Source organism: Streptomyces sp. NPDC059679, from assembly GCF_042734105.1.
Classification (GTDB): domain Bacteria; phylum Actinomycetota; class Actinomycetes; order Streptomycetales; family Streptomycetaceae; genus Streptomyces.
Genome location: NZ_JBHWES010000034.1, coordinates 41,511 through 63,474 on the forward strand (window position 1 = coordinate 41,511; position 21,964 = coordinate 63,474).

Annotated in this window: 15 protein-coding genes and 1 pseudogene; 8 read left to right on the forward strand and 8 right to left on the reverse strand. The window is 70.1% G+C overall.

The annotated features are described in order from the left end of the window. Positions 1 to 32: 32 nt before the first annotated feature. The 6 genes from ACFV2X_RS31080 to ACFV2X_RS31105 form a co-directional block, all read right to left on the reverse strand. Positions 33 to 1,772 (reverse strand): amidohydrolase family protein, encoded by a 1,740-nt coding sequence (locus ACFV2X_RS31080; RefSeq protein ID WP_385622768.1) that lies wholly within the window; start codon positions 1,770 to 1,772, stop codon positions 33 to 35. A 45-nt stretch (positions 1,773 to 1,817) separates the two neighbouring features. Beyond that, positions 1,818 to 2,945 (reverse strand): LLM class flavin-dependent oxidoreductase, encoded by a 1,128-nt coding sequence (locus ACFV2X_RS31085; protein ID WP_385622772.1) that lies wholly within the window; start codon positions 2,943 to 2,945, stop codon positions 1,818 to 1,820. 99 nt (positions 2,946 to 3,044) lie between these two features. Continuing rightward, positions 3,045 to 3,827, reverse strand: coding sequence for an SDR family NAD(P)-dependent oxidoreductase (locus ACFV2X_RS31090; RefSeq protein ID WP_385622775.1), 783 nt, complete (start codon positions 3,825 to 3,827; stop codon positions 3,045 to 3,047). A 26-nt stretch (positions 3,828 to 3,853) separates the two neighbouring features. Further along, positions 3,854 to 4,816: an LLM class F420-dependent oxidoreductase gene (locus ACFV2X_RS31095; protein WP_385622778.1), complete on the reverse strand. Its 963-nt coding sequence runs from the start codon at positions 4,814 to 4,816 to the stop codon at positions 3,854 to 3,856. A 139-nt stretch (positions 4,817 to 4,955) separates the two neighbouring features. Further along, entirely contained in the window at positions 4,956 to 5,558 is a 603-nt protein-coding gene (locus ACFV2X_RS31100) for a hypothetical protein (RefSeq protein ID WP_385622780.1), read from the reverse strand. A 94-nt stretch (positions 5,559 to 5,652) separates the two neighbouring features. Beyond that, positions 5,653 to 6,879: an amidohydrolase family protein gene (locus tag ACFV2X_RS31105; protein ID WP_385622782.1), complete on the reverse strand. Its 1,227-nt coding sequence runs from the start codon at positions 6,877 to 6,879 to the stop codon at positions 5,653 to 5,655. Positions 6,880 to 7,056: 177 nt separating this feature from the next. Between ACFV2X_RS31105 and ACFV2X_RS31110 the strand changes: the two are divergent. The 8 genes and pseudogenes from ACFV2X_RS31110 (at position 7,057) to ACFV2X_RS31145 (ending at position 20,818) form a co-directional block, all read left to right on the forward strand. Further along, positions 7,057 to 9,958 (forward strand): annotated as a pseudogene (locus ACFV2X_RS31110) (BTAD domain-containing putative transcriptional regulator). A gap of 93 nt (positions 9,959 to 10,051) precedes the next feature. Then, on the forward strand, positions 10,052 to 12,529 hold the full coding sequence (locus ACFV2X_RS31115; protein ID WP_385622785.1) for an ATP-binding protein: 2,478 nt from the start codon (positions 10,052 to 10,054) through the stop codon (positions 12,527 to 12,529). A 111-nt stretch (positions 12,530 to 12,640) separates the two neighbouring features. Next, positions 12,641 to 15,571 (forward strand): BTAD domain-containing putative transcriptional regulator, encoded by a 2,931-nt coding sequence (locus ACFV2X_RS31120; RefSeq protein WP_385622787.1) that lies wholly within the window; start codon positions 12,641 to 12,643, stop codon positions 15,569 to 15,571. Between the two features lie 211 nt (positions 15,572 to 15,782). Then, entirely contained in the window at positions 15,783 to 16,103 is a 321-nt protein-coding gene (locus ACFV2X_RS31125) for a hypothetical protein (RefSeq protein ID WP_385622789.1), read from the forward strand. Between the two features lie 654 nt (positions 16,104 to 16,757). Next, positions 16,758 to 17,609, forward strand: a complete 852-nt coding sequence (locus ACFV2X_RS31130) for a TIGR03619 family F420-dependent LLM class oxidoreductase (protein ID WP_385622791.1) — start codon at positions 16,758 to 16,760, stop codon at positions 17,607 to 17,609. Positions 17,610 to 17,715: 106 nt separating this feature from the next. Next, entirely contained in the window at positions 17,716 to 18,327 is a 612-nt protein-coding gene (locus tag ACFV2X_RS31135; protein ID WP_385622794.1) for a TetR family transcriptional regulator, read from the forward strand. Between the two features lie 79 nt (positions 18,328 to 18,406). Next, complete coding sequence (locus tag ACFV2X_RS31140; protein WP_385622797.1) at positions 18,407 to 19,861, forward strand: FAD-dependent monooxygenase; 1,455 nt, start codon at positions 18,407 to 18,409, stop codon at positions 19,859 to 19,861. A gap of 120 nt (positions 19,862 to 19,981) precedes the next feature. Next, positions 19,982 to 20,818, forward strand: coding sequence for an alpha/beta fold hydrolase (locus tag ACFV2X_RS31145; protein ID WP_385622800.1), 837 nt, complete (start codon positions 19,982 to 19,984; stop codon positions 20,816 to 20,818). A gap of 30 nt (positions 20,819 to 20,848) precedes the next feature. Here the strand turns inward: ACFV2X_RS31145 and ACFV2X_RS31150 are convergent, their stop codons facing one another. Then, positions 20,849 to 21,217, reverse strand: coding sequence for a hypothetical protein (locus tag ACFV2X_RS31150; protein ID WP_385622803.1), 369 nt, complete (start codon positions 21,215 to 21,217; stop codon positions 20,849 to 20,851). A 190-nt stretch (positions 21,218 to 21,407) separates the two neighbouring features. After that, positions 21,408 to 21,911 (reverse strand): DUF3558 family protein, encoded by a 504-nt coding sequence (locus ACFV2X_RS31155; RefSeq protein ID WP_385622805.1) that lies wholly within the window; start codon positions 21,909 to 21,911, stop codon positions 21,408 to 21,410. Between the last annotated feature and the right edge of the window lie 53 nt (positions 21,912 to 21,964).

Below are 21,964 nucleotides of genomic sequence, written 5' to 3' on the forward strand. Positions count from 1 at the left end.
CGCGTCACCCTCTCGCGCTCACCTCGTCGCACTCACCTCGTGCTCACCGTCTCCGTGTCGCGCCCCGACCGCAGCACGATGCCCGGGAGCGCCCCCGTGACCTGGTCATCCCGGATGGTCTCGACGCCGCCCACCCGTACGCTCACGACGCCGATCGCCCGTGAGTCCAGCCGCGGGCTGTCCCCCGGCAGGTCGTGCACCAGCTTCGCCTGGCCCGCGTCGATCCGTTCGGGGTCGAAGAGCACCAGGTCCGCGTGGTAGCCCTCGGCCACGCGGCCGCGTTCCCGCAGGCCGAACAGCCGGGCCGGATCGTCGGTGAGCATCCGCACCGCCCGCTCCAGGCCGACCAGCTTCCGCCCGCGCAGACAGTCCCCCAGGAAGCGGGTGGTGTACGGCGCGCCGCACATCCGGTCCAGATGCGCCCCGGCGTCCGAGCCGCCGAGCAAAACGTCCTCGTGCTCCCAGGTCTGCCGCCGCAGCTCCCAGCTCGCCGGGTCGTTGTCGGTCGGCATCGGCCACAGCACCGTACGGAGCTCGTCGGCGGCGCAGATCTCCACCAGGCAGCCGAAGGCGTCCGTCCCGCGCTCGGCGGCGATGTCCCGTACGACGCGCCCGGTCAGCCCGGCGTTGGCCGCGGAGTAGGTGTCGCCGATGACGTACCGCTCGAAGTTGGCCAGCCGCCGGAAGACCCCGGCCTCGGGGCTGTGCGCGCGGCGCAGCATCTCTTCCCGTACGGCGGGGTCGCGGAGCTTGGCGATCCGCTCGGGGACCGGCAGCCCGAGGATGTCGCCCCACCCGGGGATGAGGTTGAGCGCGCAGAAGGTGCCCAGCGACATGTTCATGGGGGTGAGGATCGGCATGGTCAGCGCGACGATCCGGCCGCCCGCCTTACGGGCCCGCTCGCTCGCCTCCAACTGCCGCGGCACCCGCTCCGGCACGGCGGCGTCGATCGTGAGGACGTTCCAGTTCAGCGGCCGCCCGGAGACCGTGGTCATCTCCACGAACAGGTCGATCTCGTCGTCCGAGAACCGGTCGAGACAGCCCGCGACGATCGCCTCGATCTGCGTCCCCTCGTGTTCGCCGACCGCCCGCGACAGCGCGATCAGCTCCTCGGGCCGGGCGTGGCGGGAGGCCACCGGCTTGCGGTCGCCGTCCGAGTGGGTGGAGGACTGGGTGGTGGAAAGCCCCCAGGCGCCGGCGTCCATGGCCGCGTGGAGGAGCCGCAGCATCTCGTCCATCTGCACGGCCGTGGGCTGCCCGCCGATCGCGTCGGGGCCCATCACATGGCGGCGCAGCGCGCAGTGCCCCACCATGAAGCCCGCGTTGACCGCGATCCGCCCGTCGAGCGCGTCCAGGTACTCGCCGAAGGTGTGCCAGTTCCATGGCGCCCCCTCCTCGAGCGCCACCAGCGACATGCCCTCGACCTTGCTCATCATCCGCCGGGTGTAGTCGGCGTCCTCGGGCCGCTCCGGGTTGAGCGGCGCGAGCGTGAAGCCGCAGTTGCCGCCCGCGACGGTGGTCACGCCGTGGTTCAGGGAGGGGGTGGCGTACGGGTCCCAGAACAGCTGCGCGTCGTAGTGCGTATGCGGATCGACGAACCCGGGCGCGAGCACGAGACCGGTCGCGTCCTCGACGCTCCGGGCCTGCTCGGTCACGGTGCCGGGTTCGGCGATGACCACGATGCGCCCGTCCCGCAGGCCGACGTCGGCGACCTGGGCGGGGGCGCCGGTGCCGTCCACGACGGTCGCGGCGCGTATGAGGTGGTCGAGCACGGTGGTTCTCCCTTCACGCTCGGTTCTGCTCACGCTCGGTTCTGCTCAGTCGCGGGACGCCTGGCGGAAGCGGGTCGTACGGTGCACCGGGTCGGTGTCGATCTTCGGGATGACGTGCTCGCCGATCAGCTTGATCGTGTTCATGGTGTCCTCGCTGCTGATCCCGATCGGCAGCCCGAAGGACAGCTGGTCCGCGCCCGCCTGCTCCCACCGCTTGCACTGCCGGAAGACCTCGTCCGGGTCGCCGCAGATCATCAGCTCCTCGGCGATCAGCAGCTCGATGATCTCCTCGGTGTACTCCGGCAGCAGCTCGGGCCACTCCGGAATGCCCTCCGGCCGCGGGAAGGTGTCGTGGTAGCGGAAGAGCAGCGACTGCAGATAGTTGAGCCCGCCGCCCACCGCGATCTCGACGGCCTTGGCGTGGGTCTCCGCGCAGATCGCCGTGGACGTCACCATCACGTTGTCGTTGACGAAGCCGCCGACCGGTTCGGCCTCCTTGACGGCGTTCTTGTACGAGTCGAGGACCCACTCCATGTCCGAGACCTTCTGGATGGAGAAACCGAGCACGCCGAGCCCCTTCTTCCCCGCCATCGCGTACGAGGACGGCGACCCGGCCGCGTACCACATGGCCGGATGCGAGGCCCCGTACGGCTTCGGCAGCACCTTGCGCGGCGGAAGCGTCCAGTGCGTGCCCGTGAAGCCCCGGTACTCGTCCTGCAGCCACATCTTGGGGAACTCGGCGATCGTCTCTTCCCAGATCTCCTTGGTGTGGTTCATATCGGTCACCCCCGGCAGGAACCCGAGGATTTCGTGGCTGCCCGCCCCGCGCCCCGACCCGAACTCGAAGCGGCCGCCGGAGAGGTGGTCGAGCATGGCGACCTTCTCGGCGACCTTGACGGGGTGGTTGACCTGGGGCAGCGGGTTGAAGATCCCCGAGCCCAGGTGGATCCGCTCGGTGGCGTGCGCGAGGTAGCCGAGGAAGACGTCGTTGGCCGACAGGTGGGAGTACTCCTCCAGGAAGTGGTGCTCGGAGGCCCACGCGTACTTGAAGCCCGACCGGTCCGCCTGGATGACGTACTCGGTCTCCTCGATCAATGCGTGGTGCTCTGCCTCCGGGTCGGCCTCCTGCCGACTCCTGGGCACATATCCCTGCACAAAGAGTCCGAATTCCATGGAGGGTCACCGCCTCAAGTTCTATCTGACGCTCCGTCAGATTCTGATTGACTCTGACACCGCGAGGTTTGACCGTCAAGGGCCACCTGATAGGGCCGCCTAAAAGACGGAGACCCCCGCCAGCCATCCGCCGTCCACGACGAACGGCTGGCCGGTGATGTACGAGGAGTCATCCGAGGACAGGAACAGCGCCAGCCGGGCGACCTCCTCCGGCCTCCCGATCCGCCCCAGCGGCACCAGCTTCCTGTACAACTCGTCCACCGCCGCCGACGCCTCGGCGAGGTCGGCGCCCGGGTCGAGTTGGGCCGGGTTGGTCATCGGCGTGTCGACCGCCCCGGGGCACATCGCGTTGACCCGGATCCCCTTCGGCGCCAGCTCCATCGCGGCCACCCGCGTCATCCCGACGACGGCGGCCTTGGTCGCGGCGTACGAGGTCAGGAACGCCATGCCGGACAGTGCGACGTACGACGCGGTGTTCACGATCGTCCCGCCGCCGGCCGCCTCCAGCTCCGGCGCCACCGCCCGCATCCCGAGGAACGCCCCGACCTGATTGACCTGGACGACCGCCAGATACTCCTCCAGCGGGGTGCTGACCAGCTCGTTGAAGCGCAGGATGCCCGCGTTGTTGACCAGCCCGTCGAGCCCGTCGAAGGAGTCCTTGGCGGCCGAGACGGCGGCGGCCCAGTCCTCCTCCCGCCCCACGTCCAGGTGGATGTACCGGGCCGCCTCCCCCAGCTCCTTGGCGAGCGCTTCGCCCCGCTCGTCCAGCACATCGCCGAGCAGGACCCGCGCGCCCTCGGCGACGAACAGCCGCGCCTCCTGCTCGCCCTGGCCGCGCGCCGCACCCGTGATGATGACGACCCGCCCGTCCAGCTTGCCCACTGTGCCTCCTGGTCATTGAGGTGCTGTCAGTCATTGAGGTGCGGGGCGACATGGGCGCCGAAGGCCGTCATCTGGTCGATCAGCTCGGCCCGGTCGCGACAGCGGAACCGCACCTGGATCTGGTCCACCCCCATCGCCGCGTACGCGCGCAGCGACTCGGCGAGCCGGTCCGGTTCGCCGGTCAGCGTCCGCCGGCCGACCTCCCAGCCGGGGGCGCCCACGTACAGGGGCTCCGCGATGGCCCCGATCTCGGCGGGCTCCGCACAGCCCGGATCGTGCCGGGCGGCCCGTTCGCGCAGCTCCCGCAGCCGGGCGAGCTGCCCGGGCAGCCGGTCCCGTGGATCGCCCTGCGGCAGCCAGCCGTCCCCGCGCACCGCCGCCCGGCGCACCGCGGCGGCCGAGGACCCGCCCACCCAGATCGGCGGCCGCGGGGTCTGTACGGGGCGCGGGGCCTGCCCGAGCCCGCTGAACGCGAACCGCTCGCCGCCGAACTCGGGGAACTCCTCCGGTCCCAGCGCGGCCTTCAGCGCGTCGATCGTCTCGTCCAGGAGGGCGCCGCGCGCGGCGAAGTCCACGCCCAGCGCCTCGAACTCCTCCCGTACGTGCCCGGCCCCGACCCCCAGGATCAGCCGCCCGCCGCTGAGGTGGTCGAGCGTGGCGTACTGCTTGGCGGTCAGCAGCGGATGCCGCAGCGCGGCGACCGCGACATGGCTGAGCAGCCGCACCCGCTCGGTGGCGGCGGCCAGATAGCCGAGGGTGGCCACCGGGTCGTACCAGACGGTGCCCATGGCCTGGGCCAGCCGTCTGGGGATCGCGACGTGGTCGCACACCGCGATGTAGGCGAAGCCGAGCCGGTCGGCGGCGCGGGCGATCTCGACGAGATCGGCGGGGCCGGCCCGCACCTCCCACGGCTCGGCGTAGATGGTGGATTGCGACTGGATCGGAAGCTGGATTCCGTAGCTCAGCCGCCCTTTGGGCAGGATGCGCACGCCGCCGCCTCCTTCGCGGTCGACCGCGTTACTGACGGACCGCCATCGTCGTATCTGACGGTCCATCAGACAAGAGGGCGGGCGCCCCGGCCTCAGTTCTCAGCACGCGCCCCGGAGCCATACACCCCGGCGCCATGCCTCAGATCCTCGGACGCACCTCGACCGCCACCTGGTCGTACGCCCCGTACGTGATCCACTCGGTGCCCATCAGCAGAATCACCCAGGACCCGCCCCGCTCCCAGACCAGGCACCGGTCGGCGTCGTCCGGCTTGACGACCCCCTCGGGCAGCGGCTCGCCGAGCCGTTCGCGCAGCAGCCGCGCGGCGCGCTCGTACTCCGCCTGGAAGTCCTCGCGGGGGGCGTCCGGCCGGCAGTCGGGACGACCGAGGAAGGGGCCCTGCTCCCGCTCCCACTCCTCGGGGTCGTCCGGGTCAGCGAAGTAGGCGAAGGGCATCAGGACGGAGCAGTCCGTACGGCACTCCACGTGCTCGCACACCACCTCGCGGCCGTCCCGGCAGCCCGGCCACTCGCCGAGCACCAGCCACCAGTCGTCCACGCCCTCCTCGCCGGCGATCGGCCACGGCTCGTACCAGCCGATGACGGCCTCACCGTCCTCCCCCGTCACATGCCAGCCGTTGCGCACGAAGGCGTCCTCATACGCCTCGAGGCTCCACGGCAGGTCCGCGAGCTCGATCATCCGGTCCACCAGGTCGCCGTCGAGGGGCCGCACGGTCATCGCCATGGCGGGCACGCTACCGAGGCGGTCCGGGGAAGGGATCACGGGGTGTCGCGGGTGGGCGGGGGCGGGGGATGTCCCGCCCACCCGCAGCCTGCGCTCAGGCCCCGGGCCCGGCCCAGAGGCCGTCCTCCGTGAGCCCCAGCAGCTCGATGGCGTTGCCGCGCACGATCCGCTCCACGACGTCCTGCGGCAGATGCCCCATCTGGGCCTCGCCGACCTCGCGCGACTTGGGCCAGGTCGAGTCGGAGTGCGGGTAGTCCGTCTCGTACAGGACGTTGCCGACCCCGATGGCGTCCAGGTTCCGCAGCCCGAAGGCGTCGTCGAAGAAGCACCCGTACACATGCTCCGCGAACAGCTCGGACGGCGGCCGCAGCACCTTGTCCGCCACCCCGCCCCAGCCGCGGTTCTCCTCCCAGACCACGTTCGCGCGCTCGAGGATGTACGGGATCCAGCCGATCTGCCCCTCGGCGTACATGATCTTCAGGTCGGGGAACCGGTCCAGTTTGCCGCTCATCAGCCAGTCGACCATCGAGAAGCAGCAGTTGGCGAAGGTGATCGTGGAGCCGACCGCCGGGGGCGCGTCCGCCGAGGTCGAGGGCATACGGGAGGACGAGCCGATATGCATGGCGACGACCGTCCCGGTCTCGTCGCAGGCCGCGAAGAAGGGGTCCCAGGCATCGGTGTGAACCGACGGGAGCCCGAGATTCGGCGGGATCTCGGAGAAGCAGACGGCCCGCACCCCGCGCGCGGCATTGCGGCGCACCTCGGCGGCGGCCAGCTCGGCATCCCACAGCGGGATGAGGGTGAGCGGAATCAGCCGCCCCTGCGCCTCGGGCCCGCACCACTCCTCCACCATCCAGTCGTTGTACGCGCGCAGCGCCAGCAGGCCGAGCTCATGGTCCTTGGCCTCGGTGAAGGTCTGCCCGCAGAAGCGGGGGAAGGTCGGGAAGCAGAGTGCGGACTGGACGTGGTTGACGTCCATGTCCGCGAGCCGGTCGGGCACGGAGTAGGAGCCCGGCCGCATCTGCTCGTAGGTGATGGCCTCGAGTTTCACCTCGTCCCTGCTGTATCCGACGGCGGTGTCAAGGCGGGTGAGCGGCCGGTGCAGATCCTCGTACACCCACCAGTCCGCGATCGGGCCGTCGTCGCCGGGGGCGCCCATCTTCGGGGCGAACTTGCCGCCGACGAAGGTCATCTCCTTCAGGGGCGCCCGGACGATGCGCGGGGCGATGTCGCGGTACTTCGACGGGAGGCGGTCCCGCCAGACGTGAGGGGGTTCGACCGTGTGGTCGTCCACCGAAATTATCTTCGGGAAGCTCTCCATGTCTTTCACGGTAGCGCCGATCTGACGGTTCGTCAGCTAACGCGTTCGCGACGAGGGCAATCAGGCCCCGTCCTGGCTGAGGAGCACTCTGCTTACGGGACGCACTGCCCCTACTGACGAAGGGGCATCGGCAAGACAAACTGGCCCGCAGTTGCGACGCATGGGTGGGGAGAGGCCATGGCCGGCGAGAAGGGGCAGGAGTGGGAGCGGCCCTTGCGCTTCACCGTGCTCGGACCAGTAAGGGCCTGGCGGGGTGATGAACCGATCGCCACCGGCCCGCCACAGCAGAGAGCCATGCTCGCAGCCCTGCTGTTACACAGAGGACGGACCGCGACAACGCCGGAGCTGATCGATGACCTGTGGGGCGACGACCCCCCGGACGCGGCCCTCTCCATGCTGCGCTCGTACGCCTCTCGATTGCGCAAGGCATTCGAACCGCACTCCAACGTGCTGGTCAGTGAGTCGGGGGGCTACGCGATCCACATCGGCGTGGGCGCCTTGGATACCGACGTTGTCGATCAGTTGGCCGCGGAGACGGACAAGGCACGACACTCCGGGGACCGGGCCCGTGCCCACGAGCTCATCGGCAAGGCGCTGGACCACTGGGGCGGCGAGCCCCTTGCCGGCCTGCCGGGCCCGCACGCGGCAACACACCGCACCCGGCTGGCGGAGTGGCGGCTCGCCCTCTTGGAGACAAGGCTCGACCTCGATCTGGAGCTGGGCCATCACGCAGAAGCCGTAGCCGAGCTGACGGCGCTCACCGCCCAGCACCCGTTCCGTGAGCGGTTACGCGAGCTGCTCATGCTGGCGCTGTACCGCAGCGGCAGGCAGGCCGAAGCACTGGCCGTGTACAACGACACGCGGCGCCTGCTGGCCGAGGAACTCGGCGCGGATCCGTGCGCGGAACTGTCCGAGTTGCAGCAGCGAATACTGCGGGCGGACGCCGGGCTGGCCGCCCCCGCGGGCCCCCGGGCCACCGCCGGCCCCGTGCTTGTACGGCCCGCCCAGCTGCCGGCCACGGTCGCGGACCTCACCGGCCGCGCCGCCCTTATCAACGAGCTGGGCGATCATCTGACCTCCACGACGCAGCATGTCATGGCGGTGTCAGCAATCGCCGGCATCGGAGGTGTCGGCAAGACGACACTGGCGGTCCACGTGGCGCACGCGGCGCGGCATCACTTCCCGGATGGCCAGCTCTACGTCGACCTCCAGGGCGCAGGCCCGGCCCCGTCCGAACCCGAGGCCGTTTTGGGGGGCCTTCCTGCGCGCGCTGGGCACCCCCGACTACCACATTCCCGACGGCGTTGAAGAGCCAGCCGCCCTCTACCGTTCAACACTGGACGGCCGCCGCGTGCTGGCGCTCCTCGACAACGCCCGCGACGCCGCCCAAGTGCGGCCGCTGCTACCAGGCGCGGAGGGCTGCGCCGCGCTCATCACCAGCCGCACCCGCATGGTCGACCTGGAAAGCGCCCACCTTGTCGACCTGGACGTCATGAGTCCCGAGGAGGCTCTGGTCCTCTTCGCCCGAGTTGTCGGCCAAAAACGCATCAAGTCGCAGCCGGAAGCGGCCATGGATGTCGTCGCCGCATGCGGCTTCCTGCCCCTGGCCATCCGCATCGCCGCCTCGCGGCTGGTCTCGCGGCGCACCTGGACCGTGTCGTTCCTCAGGCGCAGGCTGGCCGACGAGCGGCGGCGGCTGGACGAGCTGCGGGCCGGGGACCTGGCCGTGAAGGTCAGTTTCGAGCTGGGCTACGGGCAGCTGGAGCCACGGCAGGCGCGGGCGTTCCGGCTGCTGGGGCTGGCCGACGGACCCGATATCTCGCTGTCGGCGGCCGCAGCCGTTCTGGACCTGAACGACGAGGACGCCGAAGAACTCCTCGCCTCCCTGGCGGACATCCCGCTCCTGGAGCCCACCGTGCCAGGACGCTACCGCTTCCACGATCTGGTGCGACTGTACGCGCGGGCGTGCGCGGAGCCGGACATCCAGCCAACGGCCGAACGGGAGGCCGCGCTGTCGAGGCTGCTGGACTTCTACCTGGCCACGGCGGCCCAGGTGTACGCGATGGAACGCCCCGCGGACAGCACGGTCAGCCATTTCCAGGTCACCGACCATCCGGGGTTGCGTTTCGACTCCTCCGGAGCCGCACTCGACTGGCTTTTCGCTGAGGCCGACTGCCTGATCGCATGCGCGCTGCAGTGCACTGGCGCGACCACCCGACGCCGCGCCGCCGATCTGCTGATAGCCGCGCTCGACCTCGCCGAGTCCGGAGCCAGATCGCCTCAGTACGAGCCCGCGGCCCGGTCGATCAGCGATGCCGCCCACACCGCAACGGACTTCCGGACCGAGGCCCGCGCTCGTTCCGCGCTGGGACATCTGTACAGCTTCGCCGGTCACTTCACCGAGGCCGACCGGGAGCTGCGACGCGCCCTGGAGCTGGCCCCCGACGACCCGGTGGTCGCCAGCCGCGCCCCCAGCCAGCTCGGCACCGTCGCCTACAGTCAGGAGCGGTACGAGGACGCCGAGACGTTCGTGAGCCAGGCGCTCGCCGCCTACCGCACCGAAGGCAACGAGGCCGGGGAGGCGAGCGCCCTGTCCAACCTGGCCCGCCTCCATGTGCACCGCGGCCGCACCCAGAGAGGCGTGGAGCTTGCCGAGCAGAGCGTCTCCATCTACCGCCGACTCGGGGCCCCGCTGCGGCTCGCCAACGCGATGTACGCACTCGGGATAACCCTGGCGAGCGCCGGCCGCGTGAACGAGGCCCTTGATCAACTGCCCCAGGCACTCGGCGCCTTCAAGGAGGCACGTCAGCCACTGTGGGAAGGGATGGCTCACTTTCGGCTGGCCGAAACACATCCGGCCGCAAACCGCCCCGCCAAGGCAGTGGTGCACGCCGAGCGATCACTCGCCCTCGGGGGCCTCGGCGGCGAACGGCGCCGCCAGTCCTTTCTGACGGTGCACGGCGACGCCTTGATGGCGTTGGGCCAACACTCCCGAGCGCAGGAGTCCTGGCGCGAGGCGCAAACCATCCAGGAACGGCTCGACGCACCCACCGGTTCGCGATCGCTCCGCAGCAGCTAGGGGCGCCCCCGGGCAATGGGCACTCTTTACTGACGTATGAGCCGGAGCAAGGCAGACTGGCCAGTGCAGGGAAAAGTACGTGCGGGGGGCACCATGGTCGGCGACAAGCGGCTTGGGAATAGGGAGGGTTGCACCGCGTCAGGACCCGAGGGCACCTGGCGCGACGAGGAGGCGGCTCTTGCCCTCTCCGAGGCCCGGATCGAACTGGAGTGGGAAAGGAGTAGCGGCGCCGAGATCGTCACGGAGCGCCGGGGCACCCCAGAGGGCGCCTCCGGGGGCGATGCCACCGTCCCAGCGGGCACGGTCTCCAGCACCGCGGTCTCCAAGGGCGCTGCCTCCGGACACCGGCAGCACACCCTCCGCGCGGACGCCGAACTTGCCGAGCTGCCCGGGCGCCGCGATCACTTCCTGTCCGGCGCATCCGTCGTACGCCCCGCCCAGTTGCCCGCCTCGGTGGCGGACTTCACGGGCCGCGCCGAGGCAGTACAGGAGCTGAGCGAGCTTCTGACGGCCAAGGGCCGCGAGCCGGCTGTCCTGACCATCGCAGGGACCGGAGGGATCGGCAAGACCGCCCTGGCCGTCCACGTCGCTCACGCCGCCCGCCGTCACTTCCCCGACGGCCAGCTCTACATCGACCTCTGCGGCGCAGGCTCCTCCCCCACCGAGCCGGAAGCCGCCCTGAGCGCATTTCTGCGCTCCCTGGGCACCCTCGACACCACGATCCCGGACAACGCCGAAGAGCGTGCCGCGCTCTACCGTTCGGCGCTGGAGGGCCGCCGGGTCCTGATCCTGCTGGACAACGCCCGCGACGCCGCCCAGATCCGCCCACTCCTCCCGGGCGATGACGCGGGCGGCTGCGCCACGCTGATCACCAGCCGGACCAACATGGCCGGGCTGGAGGGCTCCCACCTCGTCGACCTGGACGTCATGAGCCCGGCGGAGGCGTTCGCCCTCTTCGCCCGCATCGTCGGCGAGGAGCGGGCGAGCGTGGAGCGCGAGGAGGTCATGGGCGTCCTCGCGTCCTGCGGCTTCCTGCCGCTCGCGATCCGCATAGCGGCCTGCCGGCTCGCCTCCCGGCGCACCTGGACGGTCTCCGTCCTGGCCCGCAAACTCGCCGACGAGCGGCGGAGGCTTGACGAGTTGCGGGCCGGGGACCTGGCGGTCAAGGCGAGTTTCGAGCTGGGTTACGGGCAGCTGGAGCCACAGCAGGCGCGGGCGTTCCGGCTGCTGGGGCTGGCCGACGGGCCCGACATATCGCTGTCGGCGGCTGCGGCATTGCTGGACCTTGGTATCGAAGAGACGGAAACTCTCCTCACCTCGCTGATGGACATCTCACTCTTGGAGTCCGTCGTGCCGGGACGCTACCGCCTTCACGACCTCGTACGGCTCTACGCCCGAGCCTGCGCGAATCAGGACCAACTGACCACGTCGGAACGAGAGGCAGCGCTCTCTCGACTACTGGACTTCTATCTGGCCACGGCGACTCGGGTGTACGCCATGGAACGCCCGGGCGACCGGACGGTCGTGCACCTCGAAACCACCGCCTACCCCGGCCTGACCTTCGAATCGTCCAGGGCAGCGCTGGACTGGTTGTTCACCGAAGCGGACTGCCTGATCGCATGTGCTCGGCAGTGCATCGGTGACGGCGAACGCCGACGCGCCGCCGATCTCTTGACGGCCGCGCTCGACCTCGCTGAGTCCGGGGCGAGATCACGCCAGTACGAGAGTGTGGCCAAGGCGATCAGTGACTCCGCCTGCACGGTCGGAGACTTGCATACGGAGGCCCGGGCACGGTCGGCATTGGGGAATCTGTACTGCTTCACCGGGAGGTTCGACCGCGCCCGCCTGGAGCTTGGTCGCGCCTTGGAGCTGGCGATGGCCGGTGGTGATCGGCTGCTGGTCTCCCGCGCCCCCAATCGGCTTGGTGTCATCGCCCTCTACCAAGGCCGCTACGCGGACGCCGAAACGTACTTCAAGCAGGCAATCGACGCCTTTCGCTCCGACGACAACGAGCCAGGCGAGGCAAGCGCTCTTTCCAACCTCGCGCGTGTCCACCTGAACACGGGCCGCACTGAAACCGGGATGAAACTGGCCGAGCATGTCCTCAGGATCTATCAGAGGCTCGGCTCGTCGCTTCGCGTGGCCAATGGCATGTATGGGCTCGGCATAGCCCTCACGAGCATCGGGAAGTTCGAGGAGGCAGACGCCCAACTCACCCGAGCGCTCGCTATTTTCGCCGAGAACCGTCAACGACTATGGGAGGGAATGACCCACTTCCGGCTGGCCGAAATGCATCTGGCGGCCTGCCGCCCCACTCAGGCGGTGGAGCATGCAGAGCGCTCGCTGGCACTAGGCGGTATCGGCGGCGAATGGCGCCGCGGCACATTCCTGACTCTCCTGGGGAAGGCATTGATGCGTATGGGACAGACAGAACAAGCCCAGGAGTGCTGGCGCCAGTCGCGGGCGATCTACGAGCAAACGGGTTCGCCCGAGGTAGAGGAAGTCCGCCAACTGTTGTCAGACGCATGGCCGAAAACCCAGCCCCGTGCTGACGGTCCGTCGGCACGATGACGTCGGACAAGTGTGGCAGGCCTTGTGGAGAGACGCTGTCCCTGCTGACGTAGGGGGTCTGGACAAGGCAAACTGGCCCGTGCGACTCAGAAGCACAGGCAGGGGGAGACCATGGCCGGCGGTAAGGGGCAGGTGCAGGGGCATCAGTTGCGCTTCACCGTGCTCGGACCGGTTCGGGCCTGGCGAGGCGAGCAACAGCTCGCCACGGGCGCACCGCAGCAGCGCGCGCTGCTCGCGGCTCTTCTGCTGCGCGGAGGACGTACCGCCACGGCGCCCGAACTCGTCGACGCCCTATGGGGCGAGGATCCGCCGGACGCCGCTATTGCCGCGTTGCGGACGTATGCCTCCCGACTCCGGAAGGTATTCGGGCCGGACTCTCAGGTACTTGCCAGCGAGTCCGGCGGGTACGCCATCCGCATTGGGATGGGCGCCCTGGACCTCGACGCGGCCGAACACCTCGCCGCAGAGGCTGAGAAGGCCCAGCATTCCGGAGATCGACCCAAGGCGCGCAACCTGATCGCCCAGGCACTGAACCTGTGGGATGGCGAACCGCTGGCGGGGTTGCAAGGGCCGTACGCGGAGACCCAGCGCATCCGGCTCTCAGAGTGGCGGCTATCTCTCATTGAGACACGCCTCAGTCTTGACCTCGAGCTCGGGCACCACGCGGAAGCCGTCTCCGAACTGACAGCTCTGACCGCCGCTCACCCACTGCGTGAACGGCTGCGTGAACTGCTGATGCTCGCGCTGTACCGCAGCGGCCGTCAGGCGGAGGCTCTGGCCGTATATGCCGACACGCGGCGGCTCCTGGCTGAGGACCTGGGCGTGGACCCATGCCCGGAACTTTCGGAACTGCAACAGCGCATTCTCCAGGCCGACGCCGAGCTGGCGGTTCCCACGACCGCCTCCGCCGATCTCGGCACCCGCGCCGCTTTCGTACGTCCCGCCCAGTTGCCCGCGACAGTCGCCGACTTCACCGGCCGGGCCGCCTTCATCGACGAACTGAGCGACCAACTTGCCACTACCGAGGGGCATGTCATGGCCGTGTCAGCCGTCGCTGGAATCGGCGGCGTCGGCAAGACCACCCTGGCTGTCCATGTGGCACACGCGGCCCGTCGTCACTTCCCGGACGGCCAGCTCTACGTCGATTTGCAGGGTGCGGGCCCAGTCGTGGCCGACCCCCATGCCGTGCTGGGGGCCTTCCTGCGCGCCCTGGGCATCATGGACTCGGCGATCCCGGACAGCCTTGATGAACGGGCAGCGCTCTACCGCTCGACGTTGGACGGCCACCGGGTCCTCGCGCTCCTGGACAACGCCCGCGACGCTGCCCAGGTACGTCCGCTGCTACCCGGTACGGCGGGCTGCGCGGCCCTGATCACCAGCCGCAATCGCATGGTTGACCTGGAGAGCGCCCATCTTGTCGACCTTGACGTCATGAGCCCCGAGGAGGCTCTGGACCTCTTCACCCGCATCGTGGGGGAAGAACGTGTGAGCGCGGAACGCGACTCGGCCATGGACGTCGTTGCCGCGTGCGGATTCCTGCCACTGGCCATCCGCATCGCCGCCTCTCGGCTGGCCTCGCGACGGACGTGGACACTATCTGTTCTCGCGCGGAAGCTGGGCGACGAGCGACGGCGGCTCGTGGAACTGCGAGCCGGCGACCTGGCAGTCGAGGCCACCTTCGAGCTGGGCTACGGGCAGTTGGAGCCGGCGCAGGCCCGGGCGTTCCGCCTGCTGGCGCTCGCCGACGGGCCGGACATCTCTCTGGCCGCCGCCGCAGTCGTTCTCGACATGGATGTCGATGACGCAGAGGAGCTGATCGAGTCCCTCGTCGACGCCTCGCTCCTCGAATCCGCCGCACCCAGCCGCTACCGCTACCACGATTTGGTGCGACTCTACGCGCGTGACCGAGCGGAGCGGGACGAACTGCCGCCAGAGGAGAGGGGAGCGGCTCTCGCCCGGCTGCTCGACTTCTACCTCGCCACTGCGGCGCAGGTCTACGCCATTGAGCGGCCGGGCGACAGGCTAGTCGACCATCTGGCGCCGACCAAACGCCCCGGGCTCACCTTCGCCGACCACGACGCTGCCCTGGACTGGTTGTTCACCGAGGCCGACTGCCTCCTGGCCTGCGCCCAGCAGTCCGCTCACGGGGATACCCTGCGCCGTGCCGCCGATCTGCTGGCGGCCGCCACCGACCTCGCCGAGTCCGGAGCCAACGCACGACGCTACGAGGCTGTCGCCCAGCACATCAGCGAAGCGGCACAACAGGCCGGAGATCTGCAAGCCGAGGGGCGCGCACGTTTCTTCCTGGCCAAGGCTTTCACCCTGGCGGGGCGGTACGCCCAGGCAGACGAAGAGGCAAAGGTCGCCGTCGTGGTGGGCATGGCCGCCGAGGACCCGGTCCCGGTCGGCCGCGCCTCGGTCCAACGCGCCATTATCGCTCTCGGTCAGAAGCGGTTGGCGGACGCGGAGGCGCACGCCCTACGGGCGATCGACGCCTATCGCGCCGACGGCGACCGCCCCTGCGAGGGCAGTGCGCTGTGCAACCTCTCTCGTGTTCATCTCGAGACCAACCGAATCGCGAGCGCCGTGGAGATTGCTCGGCAGGGAGTCGACATCTACGAGAGCCTGGGCCGCACTCTGCGCCTGGCCAATGCGAAGTACGCTCTCGGCGTGGCCCTGACCCGCGCGGCAAGGACGACCGAGGCTCTTGACCAGTTGACCGAGGCACTCGCCATCTTCCGCGAGAGCCGTCAGCCCCTGTGGGAGGGCATGGCCCACCAGCGTCTGGCAGAAGCCTACTTGGCCTCGAAGCGGCCCGCCCAGGCGGCCAGCCACGCCGAGCAAGCACTCGCCCTCCGTGGGATCGGCGGCGAATGGCGACGCGCCATCCTTCTGACGGTGCTCGGCAAAGCGTTGATGGGCATCGGGCAATCCGGACGTGCTGAAGCCTGCTGGCGCGAGGCGCTTTCCTTGCATGAGCAGGTGGGGATGCCCGAGGCCGACGAGGTACGACGGCTGCTGACCCCCGCAGCCGTGGCCTAGCGACAGCCCGCCAGCCAGACGTTCATCAATCGTTTATCGCCGTCGTGCAGTCTTTATCACGATCGATCCGTCCCCGCGGGGGGCAGGCGGATCGGTCATCCGGCCGCATGGTTAAGGTGAGCGGCCCTGAGGCGCCCGTCCGGCGACCCACGGGGGAGTCGCCGGGCGGGCGTACGAAAGACCTGCCCACTGTTTTAGGGAGTTGATCCTGTTGAGCCAGGACAAGAAGCCTGCGTCCGACGCCTACCGGCCGTTGGAGGACCACCCGCCCGTACCGTCGGCGCTGGCAACCACCGAGGACCACGCACCTGTTCCGCCCGCTCTCGCCACCACCGAGGACCACGCGCCCGTTCCGCCGTCACTGGCCGGGGAGGACCACCCGCCGGCCCCGCCCACGGGTCGGGCCACGCGCAAGGCTGCGGGGGGCGAGGGCGTCGATCCGAGTTCGATCAGCGCCATGGAAGACCACGCGCCGGTCCCCAAGCCGCTGGCCGCCAAGGAAGACCACGCGCCATCGGAAAGCTCCAGGTAACGCTGCTGGCTCACACCAAGTGAGTTAACCCATGGGGCCGATGTTGATGGCATGGAGGGGAAGCCATCGACATCGGCCCCAACTGCTGTGCGCCTGGACTTACCTCCGACACACAATAACTTCCTTATATTTGGGGCCAGGTGCTCGAACATCCATACCTTTTGCCGGTACGTTTGCATTACCAAATGAAGGCTTGGCTCTCCCGCAAAGGATCCGGAATGACTCGCACCAGAAGGCCCCTTGCCGCACTGGCCATAGCAGCCGGCATCGCCATCGGCATCGCGACCCCGGCAATGGCAGTTGCAACGACCTCAACCGGAAACCACGTATCCGCCAACAGTGCATCAGGTCAGGCCGAGACCACAACGAATGTCGTCATGTCCACGCTCGAAGACCACTTCCCGGGGCCCGTCCCGAACTAAGGGCCTACACGCGCCAACCGGGGCCGGGCCAGAACCCGGCCCCTTCGCGTTACCCAGCCACGCCTGAATTCCGCCCTTGGCAAGATCAGGCCCGTTCGGCGGGCTGCGATGGGTCGGATCACACGACCGCCGCCTGCCCGAGTCGCGCATTGACCCTCGCATTGATGTCAGGCTCTACAAAGGCTCCGAAGGGCCGCCACACCGGCCACCCCGCGCGCCAAGGAGCCCCGCCATGCAACTCCACGTCATCCTGCCCGCCGAGTCGCCCGCGACCGACATCCACGAGCTGGCCGCCCTCGCCCAGGAGGCCGAGCGCCTGGGATACGACGGCATCTGGCTGCCCGACCATCTGCTGCCGCCCGGCCCGTACGGGCCGGAGAAGTACGGCGGCGTCTACGAACCGCTGACCGCGCTCGCGTATCTCGCGGCGGTCACCCGCAGGGTCACCCTCGGCACCTCCGTCCTCATCCTGCCGCTGCGCGACCCGCTGCTCGTCGCCCGGCAGGCGGCGACGCTGGCACGGGTGAGCAGCGGCCGGTTCGTGCTGGGAGTGGGGGCCGGGTGGGAGGAGTACGAGTTCGACGCCGCCGGGGCGGACTTCGCGACCCGGGGCGCCCGGACGACCAGCGCGCTGCGGCTGATCCGGCAGCTGCACGAGCGCGGCGGCGGGCCGTACGAGGACGCGTTCCACTCGTTCGACGAACGCGCCGTCTTCCAGCCCGTACCCGAGCACCCCGTGCCGTTTCTCATCGGCGGCAACTCGAACGCCGCACTGCGCCGGACCGCGCAGGTCGGCGACTGGTGGCAGGGGGTGGGGCTGAGCCCGCGGGAGTTCGCCGGGCACCGGGCGAGGCTGAGGGAGCTGAGCGGCGGGCGGGAGATCCGCGCGGGGGCGCGGATCGGGTGGGACGACGACGGGCGCGATGCCGGGAAGACGCGCGAGGAGGTGGGCGAGGAGGTGGAGGCATGGCGGGCCGTTGAGGCGGACCATCTGGCCGTGTGGTTCGGATCCCCGGAGGGCGGCGGCTTCCGTCGGCGGATGCGGGCACTGGCCGAGGCCATGGGTCACCGCGACCGGGCTTGAGCGGGCGGGGGGACCGGGCACGAGGAGCCCGAAAACAGTGCGTGGCGCGCATTTTTGCGCGCCACGCATCTTTGCGTGCCACGCAAGTTTCGCTATCCTTCTTGGCATGGGGTTGCGAGAGCGGAAGAAGGCCGAGACACGCGCGTCGCTCAGCTGGGCGGCGATCCGGCTGACCGTCGAGCGCGGGTTCGACAGCGTCAAGGTGGAGGACATCGCCGAGGCCGCGGGGGTCTCGCCGCGCACGTTCAACAACTACTTCTCCAGCAAGGGCGAGGCGATCGCCGCCCGCCATCTCGACCGGTGCCTGGGTATCGCGGAGGCGCTGCGCGAGCGCCCGGCGGAGCCGCTGTGGGACGCGGTCCTCCACTCCGTACTGCCGCAGTTCGAGCCCGACGCGGCGGTGGCCGCCCATCCCGTTCCCGACGCGGCGCAGTGGACGGCGGGGGTGCGCGTCATGCTCGCCGAACCGGTTCTGCAAGGCGAGATACTGCGGGCCGGGGCCATCGCCGAGGCCGAGATCACCGCGGCCGTCGCCGACCGCACCGGCATCGATCCGCAACAGGACCTGTATCCGCACCTCGTCGCGTCCGCGGTCATGGCCGCGACGAACGCGGCCATGGCACACCACCTCCGCACCGATCCGCCGGTGCCGATGAGCCGTCTGCTCACGGACGCCTTCACCCTGATCGCGGCAGGGCTGCCCACGCCCACGCCCTAGGCACCCCTCTCCACGCGCAAAGCCCGGCGACCGACCGGGCCGATACCCCCTGCCCAAAAACCCGAAAAGGACTCTGCTCATGATCGATGTCGTCATCGCGGGCGCCGGACCCAACGGCCTGATGCTCGCCTGCGAACTCGCCCTGGCCGGCATTCGCCCCGTCGTCCTGGAACGCCTCACCGAACCGTCCGCCGAGCAGCGCGCGAACGGCGTGGTCGGCCAGGTCGTGCGGATGCTCGACCGGCGCGGGCTGTACGAGCGGCTGACCTCGCCCGGCGCCACACCAGAGCCGGTGCCCAGTTTCGTGTTCGGCGCGTTCCCGCTCGAGCTGAGCGACCTGCCGGACAACTCCCTCTACACCTTGTCGGTGCCGCAGCGCCGGATCGAGCAGATGCTCGCCGAGCGCGCCGCCGAACTGGGCGTCGAGATACGCCGCGACCACGAGGTCATCGGTCTGACGCAGGACGAGAAGTCGGTGACGGTCGAACTGCGCGGGCGGGAGCCGATCGAAGCGGCGTTCCTGGTCGGCGCCGACGGCGGGCGCAGCGTGATCCGCAAGACCACCGGGATCGGCTTCCCCGGTGTGACCGCCGACGACTCGGTGTCGCGCATGGGACAGGTGAGCGTAGACCCGGGCACGGTCGGCGCCGACGGCGGCCTGGTCGTGCCCGGCTTCGGCGCCGTACCGCCGTTCCGGCATCTGCGCACCGAGCGCGGCCTGATCGCCTGGGCGCCGTTCCCGGACCGCGATCCGCTGCTCAGCACGGTGGAGTGGGACCAGCCGGCCGAGGGCGAGGCCTCCCTCGACGAGCTGCGGGCCAGCGCCTCCCGGGTGCTCGGCACGGACGTACCGCTCGCCCCGCCGACCGGGCCGGGCCCGCATGTGATGAGGCGGCTGTTCGGTGGCAACACCCGCATCGCGGAGCGCTACCGCGCGGGCCGCGTCTTCCTGCTCGGCGACGCCGCGCATGTGCACTCGGCGATCGGCGGCCCCGGGCTCAACATGGGCCTCCAGGACGCGGTGAACCTCGGCTGGAAGCTGGCCGCGGAGCTGCGCGGCCACGCACCCGAAGGGCTGCTGGACAGCTACGAGGCCGAACGAGCCCCGGTGGCGCGGCGCGTCGCCATGCACACCCAGGCGCAGTCGCTGCTGATCCGCCCGGGCGGCGAAGTGACGTCGCTGCGCGAACTGTTCGGCGAACTTCTCGCCCAGCCCACGACCCGGCAACACCTCGCGGATCTGCTGTCCGGCGCGGACATCACCTACGACATGGGTCCGGCGACCGGGCCGCTCGTCGGCCGCTGGGCACCCGACCTGCCTGGCCTGCGCGAGGCGACCCGCACCGCCCGCCCCCTCCTCCTCGACCCCACCGGCACCCTCGACACGGGCCCCTGGGCACCGCACGTCGACACCCTGGCCATCCCGGAACTCCACACCGCGCTGCTGCTGCGCCCCGACTGCTACGTCGCCTGGCAGGGCACGACGGACGACGGTCTGTGCGATGCGCTGAGCAGGTGGTTCAGGGCGGCTTGAGCGATGAGGGCTGGGCGACGGCGCGGCGTGGTCCCGCACGCACGAAAATTCCCCAGCACCCCAAACCTAGGGCTGCTAGGTTAAACCTAGAACCCCTAGGAAGAGAGGCGGGGCCCAGCCATGCCCAAGCCCACAACCGGCACCCTCGACGTCCCCGGCGCCACCCTCCACTACGAGACCCGCGGCCGCGGCCCCGTCCTCCTGCTGATCCCCGGCGGCGCCGCCGACGCCGGGCTTTACGAGGGCATGGCCCCCGACCTCGCCGCCCACCACACCGTCGTCTCCTACGACCCCCGCGGCCTGTCCCGCAGTCCCCTCGACGGCCCGCTCACCGACCAGCGGGTGGACGTATGGAGCGACGACGCCCACCGGCTGCTCGAACTGCTCTCGCCCCACGAGAGCGCGTACGTACTCGGCTGCAGCTCAGGCGCCGTCGTCGCCCTCGACCTCCTGGCCCGCCACCCCGGCCGGCTGCGCCGGGTCGTCGCCCACGAGCCCCCGCTGATCGAGGTCCTGGACGACCCCGCCCCGCACCGCCGCCTCTTCGCCGAGGTGCGCGAGACGTTCCGCATGGACGGGGTCGGCCCCGCGATGGCGCGGTTCAACGAGGGCCTGGGCGGACGGCCATCGGACCGGCCGACCGAACTGCCGCCCGAGATCCAGGAGATGGCCGTCCGCATGCACGCCAACCTCCCCGTCTTCCTGGAACACATCCTGTGCCCGTTCACCGCGACCGCCCCCGACCTCGCCGCCCTGCGCCCCGCCGCGGACCGGCTGATACTGGCGGCCGGCCGGGACTCCCGGGAACAGGAGCCGCTGTACGGGCCGGCCCGGCGGCTGGCACAGCTGCTCGGACTCGGCGGCGAGGTCGTGGAATTCCCGGGCGGGCATGTGGGCGCCACGGAACACCCGAAGGAGTTCGCGGGGCAGCTCCTGGCGGTGCTCGGCCTCGACTGAGTCCCCTACCCGATCGCTGACGTCGAGCCTTCAGCCAATCCGTGCTCGAAGGCGTTCGCTGAGCACGACATCATGCGGCAGCCGCTCCAGGTCCCGCGCGTCCACGCTCACACCGTGCCGCGCGATGATGCCGGCCAGCGAGGCCCAGTGGTCGGCCGCCATCTGCTCACCGGTCTGGCCGTCGCCCGGCTCGTCCGGCCCGACCACCATCCGGGCGTCCGTCTCGACGTCCTCGGCCGAGACCCATTCCCGGACATCCCCCGGGCCCCAAAGGCTCCAGCCTCGATCGTCGAGCAGGACCAGGCTGCGGCCGTCCGGCAATACGGCCACAAGCCGTGCCGACATCGACATCTGCCCAGCTGGCGTAGCACCGTCGTCCAGATCGACGTGCGTGACCAAGCGCGTCACACCAGTCATGCCGCCCCTCTCGGCCAGCCCGACCCGCCTGGCCCAAGCCGTTCCGCTGGACGGTCACGATACCCGGGACCCGGTCATCGGATATGGGTCAGGGCCGCGGCCGCGACCGACGCCCCCGCGGGACACGTTCCGTCCTGCGATTCCCCGGGGTCCGGAATCGCCGTGGTGCCGATCAGGCGTCCACCGCGACGAAGATGAAGCAGATTCCCTGGAATTCAGCCTGCACAGCCTTGTGCCGCCCCACCCGCACCTGCGTGACGCGCCCGTTCTTGGTCATGGGCCGCGCGTAGGACAGTGGTAGATCCAGTGCGAGGCTGACGTTCTGCCCATACAACTTCCACGCGCACGCGGCCCCGTGCTTACCGGCCTCCTGCTTCCCCCGGCCGCTGATTCCCAACGCGGCGAGGTCACGCTCATCGAGGGCAAGGCACGGCCGCGACGCCAGCTGCGCCTGGGTGTACTTGCCCGGTTGCGATACGGCGGAGGGCGAGGACATGGCGGAGGACGAGGGCGTGGCGGAGGACGAGGATGCTGGACGGGAGGACGACGGCCGCGGCGCGGCCTGCCTGCTCGAACACCCGGCGCCGAGGAGGCTCACGGCAAGTACGAGCACCAGTCCGGCTTTTCCGCGGGAGCGCCTTCTCCGGGCTCGCTGAACACGATCGAATCGCGGCATACCGGCACGGTAGTGACACCGCGCCGGGACCGGTCCGCGGACGTCCCGCCGTA